This window comes from Pseudomonas sp. C6002 (assembly GCF_013385805.1).
In the GTDB taxonomy this organism is placed as follows: domain Bacteria; phylum Pseudomonadota; class Gammaproteobacteria; order Pseudomonadales; family Pseudomonadaceae; genus Aquipseudomonas.
In genome coordinates this window covers 188,631-199,272 of sequence record NZ_JACAPH010000029.1, presented here as the reverse complement: position 1 = coordinate 199,272, position 10,642 = coordinate 188,631, and the positions used below count along the sequence as shown (strand labels likewise).

The following is a 10,642-nucleotide window of genomic DNA, read 5'->3' as shown; positions in this document are numbered from 1 at the left end:
TTTGTTTTGGGCGGTCGGAAAATTTGGGCGGTCGAATTTCAAGCATCTTCAATGCTAACGTCCTGCCTTTCTATGCAATGGCCTAATGCATGGCTATCATGCGTGCCTCATTGTGAGGCGAGACCTGCATGCTGACGTTGTTGAAACTTCTAAAAGATGGTCGATTCCACTCCGGGGAGGCGCTCGGTGCTGCCTTGGGTGTCAGTCGCAGTGCTGTATGGAAGCAGCTTCAGCATCTCGAGGCGGAATTGGGTCTACCTATCCATAAAGTGCGCGGCAGGGGGTATCAGTTGGCTGCGCCCCTGATACTGTTAAGTGCCGATGAAATAGCTCGGCATGTACCTGTTCCTGCATGGCCTGTTCATATCTCTGACTCCATTGACTCTACCAATGCCGAGGCATTGCGGCTGATTGAATCGGGTCGCACTGCGCCATTTCTTGTGCTTTCAGAACAGCAAACTGCAGGCAGGGGAAGGCGCGGACGAAAGTGGGTCAGTCCTTTCGCTCAAAACGTCTACTACAGCCTTGTGATGCGGATCGAAGGCGGCATGCGTCAGTTGGAAGGGCTAAGCCTGGTGGTCGGACTTGCAGTTATGCAGGCGCTGCGCGACGCGGGTGTTCGTGGTGCGGGGTTGAAGTGGCCAAATGACGTTTTGGTCGGGCAGAAAAAGATCGCCGGAATTCTCCTGGAACTGGTCGGGGATCCCGCTGACGTCTGTCACGTCGTTATTGGTATCGGCATCAACGTGAACATGCAGAAGGCGGATGAGGTCGATCAGCAATGGAGCTCCGTACAGTTGGAGAGCGGCAGTGCTGTTGATCGCAACTACCTGGTAGCGCGTCTTGGAGTGCAGCTGCAGGCTTATCTTGAGCGTCACCAGGCATCTGGCTTTTCGGCAATTCAGGGTGAGTGGGAGCAAAGCCATTTATGGCAGGGCCGGCCTGTATCGCTCATCGCGGGCGTGAACCAGATTGACGGCGTGGTGCTGGGGGTCGATGGGCAAGGTGCATTGCGGTTGAGCGTGGATGGTGTTGAGAAAGTATATAGCGGTGGTGAGCTAAGCCTGAGGTTGCGTGATGATTCTTGAGCTCGACTGTGGGAATAGCTTTATCAAATGGCGGGTACTTGAGTCGGATAAGGCTCGTATCTTTGCCGAAGGTGTCGTTGGGTCGGATGCCTCGCTGATCGACAGCCTGTTCGCGCTCCCGGGGCTCGCGTTAAAAGACTGCCGGCTGGTGAGTGTTCGCGCTTCGGATGAGACAAGTCAACTGGTCGCTACCCTGGTCGAGGCATTTGGCGTCAAGGTGCTGTGTGCTGCTTCGGCGAGGCAGATGGGTGGGGTGCGGAACGGGTACGAAGATTTCGAGCGCCTGGGACTGGATCGTTGGCTCGCGATGCTGGGTGGGTTTCAGCTGGCGTCGGGCGCGTGCCTGGTGCTCGATTTTGGCACCGCCGCAACAGCAGACTTCATTTCCGCAGACGGTGAGCATCTCGGCGGTTTCATTTGTCCGGGGATGCCGCTGATGCGTAATCAGCTTCGAACACATACCCGCAAAATACGCTATGACGATATCGCCGCTGAACGGGCTCTTGAGGCGCTGTCTCCAGGGCGCACAACTGTGGAGGCGGTAGAGCGCGGCTGTACGCTCATGCTGAGGGGTTTTGTGTTGACCCAGCTGGAGTTGGCTCGAAGCTATTGGGGGAGCGATTTTACCGTCTTCCTTACCGGTGGGGACGCTGAGCTCGTGGCTGACGCTGTGCCTCACGGTAGGCTTGTTCCTGATCTGGTTTTTGTTGGCTTGGCGATGGCGTGCCCTTTGTCCTGAGGTTTTTATGCGTTGGCTGTTTCTGCTTTTGCTGGTCCTCAATGTCTTCTATTACATCTGGCATCAGCAGGAGGCCCCTCTGCGCGCTAAAGATGTCACGCCTTTGGCTCTCTATCGTGGTTCTCAGCAAGATATCCGCCTGTTGAGCGAATCGGCTGATGCGATGGTTCGGCGAGACAGGGCAAAAGCGCCTGATGCGCAGGCGACGTGCTTGTATATCGGCGGTTTGCCTGATCAGAAAGAGGCTCAGTCCGTTGAGCAGCGCCTCACCAGCCTGGATATCAAGGTCAGGCTGCAGTCTCTGAACCTGCCTGATGCGTCGGGATACTGGCTGCGAGTGGCCCCTGAAAGCAGGCGTCTGGCCGATGATCTGCCCTTTGAAAACCTTGCTAATGAATTCAATGAGTTAAAACATAAAATAATGCCGTGCGAAGGCATTGCAACCTTCGAATAGTTTGCATAGAATGGCGCCCGCTTCGCAGTGAAGACCTTCTAGGTCGACAGGGTGAAGTGAAGGTCAACGCAGCTAACCTCATATTTTTTAATGAGAAAATGCTTGACAGAAGGCTGGCATGATGTAGAATGCCGGCTCGCTTAGGAGGGGTTCCCGAGCGGCCAAAGGGATCAGACTGTAAATCTGACGTCTACGACTTCGAAGGTTCGAATCCTTCCCCCTCCACCATTTTAGCGTGAGCTGCAAGCTCCGCGGGTATAGTTTAGTGGTAGAACCTCAGCCTTCCAAGCTGATGATGCGGGTTCGATTCCCGCTACCCGCTCCAAGTTTGCAGGTTGTGCAAGTTGTTTCGCTCTTGTAGCTCAGTTGGTAGAGCACACCCTTGGTAAGGGTGAGGTCAGCGGTTCAAATCCGCTCAAGAGCTCCATATAACAAGGCAGATATGAAAATATCTGCCTTTGTTTTAACAGCTACCTCCGGTTGAATATGCCCTCTCTCGCTGTTTTGTTTGGGTGGGTTTCAGGTCTGCAGGGGTTTGTTGTTGTAAAGTCTTTTTCAGATCGGCATAATTGTCGGCCTGATTTTGTTTTAGGTCAGTAGCTCAATTGGCAGAGCGACGGTCTCCAAAACCGTAGGTTGGGGGTTCGATTCCCTCCTGACCTGCCAGATTCACTTGGTGTGTCTGGCTTTCTTTTCACAGGATCTTCATAGATGACTCCTAAGGCTGAAGCTCAAGGCTCTCGCTTCGATCTGCTCAAGTGGCTTGTAGTAGTCGCTGTTGTGGTTGTAGGCGTTGTTGGTAACCAGTACTACTCTGGGTCGCCAATCCTGTACCGTGTCCTCGCATTGCTCGCCCTTGCTGCTGTTGCTGCCTTTGTTGGCTTGCAGACTGCAAAAGGCAAGTCGTTTGCGGTCCTGGTGAAGGAAGCTCGTACCGAGATCCGTAAAGTCGTTTGGCCGACTCGCCAAGAAACCACGCAGACCACGTTGATCGTGGTAGCTGTTGTTCTGGTTATGGCGTTGCTGTTGTGGGGGCTTGATTCCCTGCTCGGCTGGCTTGTTTCCTTGATTGTTGGCTAAGGGTGTCCCGTGGCTAAGCGTTGGTACGTTGTGCATGCTTACTCGGGTTACGAGAAGCATGTCATGCGCTCTTTGCTAGAGCGCGTAAAGCTGGCAGGCATGGAAGATGGCTTCGGCGAAATTCTGGTTCCCACTGAAGAAGTGGTTGAAATGCGTAATGGCCAGAAACGCAAAAGCGAACGTAAGTTCTTCCCTGGCTACGTGCTGGTTCAAATGGACATGAATGAGGGTACTTGGCACTTGGTCAAGGACACTCCTCGCGTCATGGGTTTCATCGGCGGTACCGCTGATAAGCCTGCTCCGATCACTGACAAAGAAGCAGAAGCAATTCTGCGTCGCGTTGCTGATGGTAGCGACAAGCCCAAGCCGAAGACGTTGTTCGAGCCGGGTGAGGTTGTTCGTGTCACAGATGGTCCGTTCGCTGATTTTAACGGCACCGTCGAAGAAGTTAACTACGAAAAGAGCCGGATCCAAGTGGCAGTGCTCATTTTCGGTCGCTCTACTCCGGTAGAGCTAGAGTTCAGCCAGGTCGAAAAAGTCTAGCTGAGCAAGCATCCCAACCCCGCAGCCTTAGGCTGTGGGGTTTTGTCGTCACTGGGATAAACGCGCAAGTAACCGGGGAGCCTTTCGAGGCGTTCGAACCCGTAATTGGAGTGCCTCATGGCCAAGAAGATTACCGCTTACATCAAGCTGCAAGTGAAGGCCGCTCAGGCCAACCCAAGCCCACCTGTTGGTCCAGCTCTGGGTCAGCACGGCGTGAACATCATGGAATTCTGCAAGGCCTTCAACGCCCGTACTCAGGGTATTGAGCCAGGTCTGCCGACTCCAGTGATCATCACTGTATACAGCGACCGTAGCTTCACCTTCGAAACCAAGTCGACCCCGGCTTCGGTTCTGTTGAAGAAAGCTGCTGGTCTGACTAGCGGTTCCGCTCGTCCTAACACCGTTAAGGTTGGCACCGTGACCCGTGCTCAGCTGGAAGAAATCGCGAAAACCAAAAACGCGGATCTGACTGCAGCTGATATGGATGCAGCCGTGCGTACCATCGCCGGTTCTGCTCGTAGCATGGGCCTTAACGTGGAGGGTGTGTAATGGCTAAGCTGACCAAGCGCCAAAAGGCTATCGCCGGCAAAATCGAAGCGGGCAAGTCCTACAATTTTGTAGACGCTGCTGCTCTGCTGACCGAGCTGTCGACTGTCAAGTTCAGCGAGTCTGTTGACGTTGCTGTAAACCTGGGCGTTGACCCACGTAAATCCGACCAGGTCGTTCGTAGCGCTACTGTGCTGCCACACGGTACTGGCAAGACTGTACGTGTAGCTGTCTTCACCCAAGGCCCAGCAGCTGAAGCTGCTCTGGCCGCCGGCGCCGATCGCGTTGGCATGGACGACCTGGCTGCCGAAATGAAAGGCGGCGACCTGAACTATGACGTCGTAATTGCTTCCCCGGATGCAATGCGCGTTGTAGGTCAGTTGGGTCAGATCCTCGGTCCACGTGGCCTGATGCCTAACCCTAAAGTCGGCACCGTGACTCCAGACGTAGCTACCGCGGTTAAAAACGCCAAGGCTGGTCAGGTTCGTTATCGCACCGACAAAAACGGCATCATTCACACCTCCGTTGGCAAAGTCGGCTTTGATGCCGTCAAGCTGAAGGAAAACGTTGAAGCCCTGATCGCTGATCTGAAGCGTATCAAGCCAGCTTCCTCGAAAGGTATCTACGTCAAGCGCGTTACCCTGAGCACCACTATGGGCCCAGGTCTGGTCATCGACCAAGGCTCGCTGGACGTATAAGACACAAATTGGCGCAAGTAATTGCGCCAATTGAAAGATTGGGGTCCCTGCCTGGCGGGGGCTATCCAAGACCGTAGGCGACGCAAGTCTTAAACCACAAGCCTACGCAGATGGTGCTCCCGGTTCCTTACCGAATCAGACACCAAAACGACATCCGGCCCAGGCCAGATGAAACGGTAACAAGCAGGAGTTAAACCCGTGGCAATTAATCTCGAAGACAAGAAGGCCATCGTCGCTGAAGTCAACGAGGCTGCCAAAGCTGCTCTGTCCGCTGTCGTGGCTGATGCCCGTGGTGTGACAGTAAGCGCTATGACCGGACTCCGTAAAGAGGCTCGTGAAGCTGGCGTATACGTACGTGTTGTACGTAACACCCTGCTCAAGCGCGCTGTTGCTGACACTGAATACAGTGTCCTCAACGACGTGTTCACTGGCCCGACCCTGATTGCGTTCTCCAAGGAACATCCTGGCGCTGCTGCCCGTTTGTTCAAGGAATTCGCCAAGGGTCAGGATAAGTTCGAGATCAAGGCAGCTGCGTTCGAGGGCAAGTTCCTCGCAGCTAACCAAATCGACGTACTGGCAACACTGCCGACCCGTAACGAAGCTATTTCTCAGCTGATGAGCGTGATTCAAGGCGCTACCAGCAAGTTGGCTCGTACTCTGGCCGCAGTTCGCGAGCAAAAAGAAGCTGCCGCAGCCTAAGGCTGAGCATCTCCCCTCGCGTATTTTTGTTTATTTCGATGGCCGCGTAGGCCGTCCCCCAATTCAGGAATTACAGCAATGTCTATCTCCCAAGACGATATCCTCAACGCCGTAGCTGAAATGTCGGTTCTGCAGGTTGTTGAGCTGATCAAAGCTTTCGAAGAAAAATTCGGTGTTTCCGCTGCCGCTGCTTCGGCTGGCCCAGCTGTTGCCGCTGTTGCTGCTGAAGAGCAAACCGAATTCAACGTCATGCTGCTGGAAGCTGGCGAGAAGAAAGTAAACGTGATCAAGGCAGTACGTGAACTGACCGGTCTGGGCCTGAAAGAAGCCAAGGCAGTAGTTGACGGCGCCCCTGCCCAGGTTCTGGAAGCAGTGTCGAAAGACGCAGCTGACAAAGCTAAAGCAGTGCTGGAAGAAGCAGGCGCTAAAGTCGAGCTGAAGTAAGCATCGACCTTGCGTCTCCAGCCCAAGCGTTAAGCTGAAGGCTGATGGCTGGTGGCTCTTGCCACCGGCCTTTTTCCGTTATTGGCAATCGACTCGGTCGTCGCCTATAACGCGCTGTAACCACCCGATGCGGTGGCGCAAACCATGGGGTTTGCAAGATTTTCTGGCTGCTCCCGTCGGGAGGGGCCAAACAAGCAGGTGACCAAGCTGGGGAACGCTGATGGCTTACTCATATACTGAGAAAAAACGTATCCGCAAGGACTTTAGCAAGTTGCCGGACGTCATGGATGTCCCGTACCTTCTGGCTATCCAGCTGGATTCGTATCGTGAATTCTTGCAGGCGGGAGCGACCAAAGATCAGTTCCGCGACGTGGGCCTGCATGCGGCCTTCAAATCCGTTTTCCCGATCATCAGCTACTCCGGCAATGCTGCGCTGGAGTACGTCGGTTATCGCCTGGGCGAACCGGCATTTGATGTCAAAGAATGCGTGTTGCGCGGTGTTACGTACGCCGTACCTTTGCGGGTAAAAGTCCGTCTGATCATCTTCGACAAAGAGTCGTCGAACAAAGCGATCAAGGACATCAAAGAGCAAGAAGTCTACATGGGTGAAATCCCCCTGATGACTGAGAACGGTACCTTCGTTATCAACGGTACCGAGCGCGTTATCGTTTCCCAGCTGCACCGTTCCCCGGGCGTGTTCTTTGACCACGACCGCGGCAAGACGCACAGCTCCGGCAAGCTCCTGTACTCCGCGCGGATCATTCCGTACCGCGGTTCGTGGTTGGACTTCGAGTTCGACCCGAAAGACTGCGTGTTCGTGCGTATCGACCGTCGTCGCAAGCTGCCGGCCTCGGTACTGCTGCGCGCGCTCGGCTATACCACTGAGCAAGTGCTGGACGCTTTCTACACCACTAACGTATTCCACCTGAGCGGCGAAACCCTCAGCCTGGAACTGGTGCCTCAGCGCCTGCGTGGTGAGATTGCCGTTCTGGACATCCAGGACGACAAAGGCAAGGTCATCGTTGAAGCCGGCCGCCGTATTACCGCGCGCCACATCAACCAGATCGAAAAAGCCGGTATCAAGACGCTGGAAGTGCCTCTGGACTACGTCCTGGGTCGCACCACCGCCAAGGTCATCGTGCACCCGGCCACCGGCGAAATCCTGGCTGAATGCAACACCGAGCTGAACACCGAGATCCTGGCGAAAATCGCCAAGTCCCAGGTTGTTCGCATCGAGACCCTGTACACCAATGACATCGACTGCGGCCCGTTCGTCTCCGACACCCTGAAGATCGACTCCACCAGCAACCAATTGGAAGCGCTGGTCGAGATCTATCGCATGATGCGTCCTGGCGAGCCACCAACCAAAGACGCTGCCGAGACCCTGTTCAACAACCTGTTCTTCAGCCCTGAGCGCTATGACCTGTCTGCGGTCGGCCGGATGAAGTTCAACCGTCGTATCGGTCGTACCGAGATCGAAGGTTCGGGCGTGCTGTGCAAGGAAGACATCGTCGCGGTACTGAAGACCCTGGTCGACATCCGTAACGGCAAAGGCATCGTCGATGACATCGACCACCTGGGTAACCGTCGTGTTCGCTGCGTAGGCGAAATGGCCGAGAACCAGTTCCGCGTTGGCCTGGTACGTGTTGAGCGTGCGGTCAAAGAGCGTCTGTCGATGGCCGAAAGCGAAGGCCTGATGCCGCAAGACCTGATCAACGCCAAGCCAGTGGCTGCGGCGGTGAAAGAGTTCTTCGGTTCCAGCCAGCTCTCGCAGTTCATGGACCAGAACAACCCGCTCTCCGAGATCACCCACAAGCGCCGTGTTTCCGCACTGGGCCCGGGCGGTCTGACTCGTGAGCGTGCAGGCTTTGAAGTTCGTGACGTACACCCGACTCACTACGGTCGTGTATGCCCGATTGAAACGCCGGAAGGTCCGAACATCGGTCTGATCAACTCCCTGGCTGCCTACGCGCGCACCAACCAGTACGGCTTCCTCGAGAGCCCGTACCGCGTGGTGAAAGACGCACTGGTCACCGACGAGATCGTGTTCCTGTCCGCCATCGAAGAAGCTGATCACGTGATCGCTCAGGCTTCGGCCACGATGAACGACAAGAAAATGCTGATCGACGAGCTGGTAGCTGTTCGTCACTTGAACGAGTTCACCGTCAAGGCGCCGGAAGACGTCACCTTGATGGACGTATCGCCGAAGCAGGTAGTTTCGGTTGCAGCGTCGCTGATCCCGTTCCTGGAGCACGATGACGCCAACCGTGCGTTGATGGGTTCCAACATGCAGCGTCAAGCTGTACCGACCCTGCGCGCCGACAAGCCGCTGGTAGGTACCGGCATGGAGCGTAACGTAGCCCGTGACTCCGGCGTTTGCGTCGTGGCTCGTCGTGGCGGCGTGATCGACTCCGTTGATGCCAGCCGTATCGTGGTTCGTGTTGCCGATGACGAAGTTGAAACTGGCGAAGCCGGTGTCGACATCTACAACCTGACCAAGTACACCCGCTCCAACCAGAACACCTGCATCAACCAGCGTCCGCTGGTGAGCAAGGGTGATCGGGTTCAGCGCAGCGACATCATGGCAGACGGTCCGTCCACCGATATGGGTGAGCTGGCACTGGGTCAGAACATGCGCATCGCGTTCATGGCCTGGAACGGTTACAACTTCGAAGACTCCATCTGCCTGTCCGAGCGTGTGGTTCAGGAAGATCGCTTCACCACGATCCACATTCAGGAACTGACCTGTGTGGCGCGTGACACCAAGCTTGGGCCAGAGGAAATCACTGCAGACATCCCGAACGTGGGTGAAGCTGCACTGAACAAGCTGGACGAAGCCGGTATCGTTTACGTAGGTGCTGAAGTTGGCGCAGGCGACATTCTGGTAGGTAAGGTCACTCCGAAAGGCGAGACCCAACTGACTCCGGAAGAGAAGCTGTTGCGTGCCATCTTCGGTGAAAAAGCCAGCGACGTTAAAGACACTTCCCTGCGTGTACCTACCGGTACCAAGGGCACTGTCATCGACGTACAGGTCTTCACCCGTGACGGCGTTGAGCGTGATGCTCGTGCACTGTCCATCGAGAAGACCCAACTCGACGAGATCCGCAAGGATCTGAACGAAGAGTTCCGTATCGTTGAAGGCGCGACCTTCGAACGTCTGCGTTCCGCCCTGGTAGGCCACAAGGCTGAAGGCGGCGCAGGTCTGAAGAAAGGTCAGGACATCACCGACGAAGTACTCGACGGTCTTGAGCACGGGCAGTGGTTCAAACTGCGCATGGCTGAAGATGCTCTGAACGAGCAGCTCGAGAAGGCCCAGGCCTACATCGTCGATCGTCGCCGTCTGCTGGACGACAAGTTCGAAGACAAGAAGCGCAAACTGCAGCAGGGCGATGACCTGGCTCCAGGCGTGCTGAAAATCGTCAAGGTTTACCTGGCAATCCGTCGCCGCATCCAGCCGGGCGACAAGATGGCCGGTCGTCACGGTAACAAAGGTGTGGTCTCCGTGATCATGCCGGTTGAAGACATGCCGCACGATGCCAATGGCACCCCGGTCGATGTCGTCCTCAACCCGTTGGGCGTACCTTCGCGTATGAACGTTGGTCAGATCCTTGAAACCCACCTGGGCCTCGCGGCCAAAGGTCTGGGCGAGAAGATCAACCGTATGATCGAAGAGCAGCGCAAGGTTGCAGACCTGCGCAAGTTCCTGCACGAGATCTACAACGAGATCGGCGGTCGCAACGAAGAGCTGGACACCTTCTCCGACCAGGAAATCCTGGATCTGGCGAAGAACCTGCGCGGCGGCGTTCCAATGGCTACCCCGGTGTTCGACGGTGCCAAGGAAAGCGAAATCAAGGCCATGCTGAAACTGGCAGACCTGCCAGAAAGCGGCCAGATGCAGCTGTTCGACGGCCGTACCGGCAACAAGTTTGAGCGCCCGGTTACTGTTGGCTACATGTACATGCTGAAGCTGAACCACTTGGTAGACGACAAGATGCACGCTCGTTCTACCGGTTCGTACAGCCTGGTTACCCAGCAGCCGCTGGGTGGTAAGGCTCAGTTCGGTGGTCAGCGTTTCGGGGAGATGGAGGTCTGGGCACTGGAAGCATACGGTGCTGCTTACACTCTGCAAGAAATGCTCACAGTGAAGTCGGACGATGTGAATGGTCGGACCAAGATGTACAAAAACATCGTGGACGGCGATCACCGTATGGAGCCGGGCATGCCCGAGTCTTTCAACGTGTTGATCAAAGAAATTCGTTCCCTCGGCATCGATATCGATCTGGAAACCGAATAACACGTGACGCGAATCGAGAGCGGGGCTGTTTAGCCCGCTCTCTGCTCCGCCAGGAGG

General features: G+C 55.7%; 10 protein-coding genes and 4 tRNA genes. All 14 read left to right on the top strand.

Translation table 11 applies throughout. The features are described from left to right. The first annotated feature begins 128 nt into the window (after positions 1-128). The 14 genes from birA (at position 129) to rpoB (ending at position 10,585) form a co-directional block, all read left to right on the top strand. Complete coding sequence (birA, locus tag HX817_RS19680; protein ID WP_003210105.1) at positions 129-1,088, top strand: bifunctional biotin--[acetyl-CoA-carboxylase] ligase/biotin operon repressor BirA; 960 nt, start codon at positions 129-131, stop codon at positions 1,086-1,088. Beyond that, entirely contained in the window at positions 1,078-1,827 is a 750-nt protein-coding gene (locus tag HX817_RS19675; protein WP_008436414.1) for a pantothenate kinase, read from the top strand. The genes birA and HX817_RS19675 overlap by 11 nt, the downstream gene beginning before the upstream one ends. 7 nt (positions 1,828-1,834) lie before the next feature. Then, on the top strand, positions 1,835-2,281 hold the full coding sequence (locus HX817_RS19670; protein ID WP_087692334.1) for a hypothetical protein: 447 nt from the start codon (positions 1,835-1,837) through the stop codon (positions 2,279-2,281). 143 nt (positions 2,282-2,424) lie between these two features. Next, positions 2,425-2,509: transfer RNA gene (locus HX817_RS19665), tRNA-Tyr, on the top strand. 23 nt (positions 2,510-2,532) lie between these two features. Continuing rightward, positions 2,533-2,606, top strand: a tRNA-Gly gene (locus HX817_RS19660). A 26-nt stretch (positions 2,607-2,632) separates the two neighbouring features. Then, a tRNA-Thr gene (locus tag HX817_RS19655) sits at positions 2,633-2,708 on the top strand. A gap of 163 nt (positions 2,709-2,871) precedes the next feature. After that, positions 2,872-2,947, top strand: a tRNA-Trp gene (locus HX817_RS19650). A 45-nt stretch (positions 2,948-2,992) separates the two neighbouring features. Then, positions 2,993-3,361 carry a preprotein translocase subunit SecE gene (secE, locus tag HX817_RS19645; RefSeq protein WP_003210099.1) on the top strand — a complete coding sequence of 123 codons (369 nt, stop codon included), beginning with the start codon at positions 2,993-2,995 and terminating at the stop codon, positions 3,359-3,361. 9 nt (positions 3,362-3,370) lie between these two features. Continuing rightward, positions 3,371-3,904 (top strand): transcription termination/antitermination protein NusG, encoded by a 534-nt coding sequence (nusG, locus tag HX817_RS19640; RefSeq protein ID WP_003176436.1) that lies wholly within the window; start codon positions 3,371-3,373, stop codon positions 3,902-3,904. A gap of 117 nt (positions 3,905-4,021) precedes the next feature. Further along, on the top strand, positions 4,022-4,453 hold the full coding sequence (gene rplK, locus HX817_RS19635; protein WP_003210097.1) for a 50S ribosomal protein L11: 432 nt from the start codon (positions 4,022-4,024) through the stop codon (positions 4,451-4,453). Further along, the gene (gene rplA / locus HX817_RS19630) at positions 4,453-5,148 is read left to right on the top strand and encodes a 50S ribosomal protein L1 (protein ID WP_003176434.1); all 696 of its coding nucleotides are present in this window, start codon (positions 4,453-4,455) and stop codon (positions 5,146-5,148) included. The genes rplK and rplA overlap by 1 nt, the downstream gene beginning before the upstream one ends. A gap of 198 nt (positions 5,149-5,346) precedes the next feature. After that, positions 5,347-5,847 carry a 50S ribosomal protein L10 gene (gene rplJ / locus HX817_RS19625; protein ID WP_003210095.1) on the top strand — a complete coding sequence of 167 codons (501 nt, stop codon included), beginning with the start codon at positions 5,347-5,349 and terminating at the stop codon, positions 5,845-5,847. A gap of 78 nt (positions 5,848-5,925) precedes the next feature. Then, entirely contained in the window at positions 5,926-6,291 is a 366-nt protein-coding gene (gene rplL, locus HX817_RS19620; protein ID WP_003210093.1) for a 50S ribosomal protein L7/L12, read from the top strand. A 220-nt stretch (positions 6,292-6,511) separates the two neighbouring features. Further along, positions 6,512-10,585: a DNA-directed RNA polymerase subunit beta gene (rpoB, locus tag HX817_RS19615; protein ID WP_008436421.1), complete on the top strand. Its 4,074-nt coding sequence runs from the start codon at positions 6,512-6,514 to the stop codon at positions 10,583-10,585. The last annotated feature ends 57 nt before the right edge of the window (positions 10,586-10,642 follow it).

Excerpts from the sequence above, each read along its gene's own strand:
- birA (WP_003210105.1), top strand. The coding sequence starts at position 129 with ATGCTGACGTTGTTGAAACTTCTAAAAGATGGTCGATTCCACTCCGGG.
- HX817_RS19675 (WP_008436414.1), top strand. The coding sequence starts at position 1,078 with ATGATTCTTGAGCTCGACTGTGGGAATAGCTTTATCAAATGGCGGGTA.
- HX817_RS19670 (WP_087692334.1), top strand. The coding sequence starts at position 1,835 with ATGCGTTGGCTGTTTCTGCTTTTGCTGGTCCTCAATGTCTTCTATTAC.
- secE (WP_003210099.1), top strand. The coding sequence starts at position 2,993 with ATGACTCCTAAGGCTGAAGCTCAAGGCTCTCGCTTCGATCTGCTCAAG.
- rplK (WP_003210097.1), top strand. The coding sequence starts at position 4,022 with ATGGCCAAGAAGATTACCGCTTACATCAAGCTGCAAGTGAAGGCCGCT.
- rplA (WP_003176434.1), top strand. The coding sequence starts at position 4,453 with ATGGCTAAGCTGACCAAGCGCCAAAAGGCTATCGCCGGCAAAATCGAA.
- rplL (WP_003210093.1), top strand. The coding sequence starts at position 5,926 with ATGTCTATCTCCCAAGACGATATCCTCAACGCCGTAGCTGAAATGTCG.
- rpoB (WP_008436421.1), top strand. The coding sequence starts at position 6,512 with ATGGCTTACTCATATACTGAGAAAAAACGTATCCGCAAGGACTTTAGC.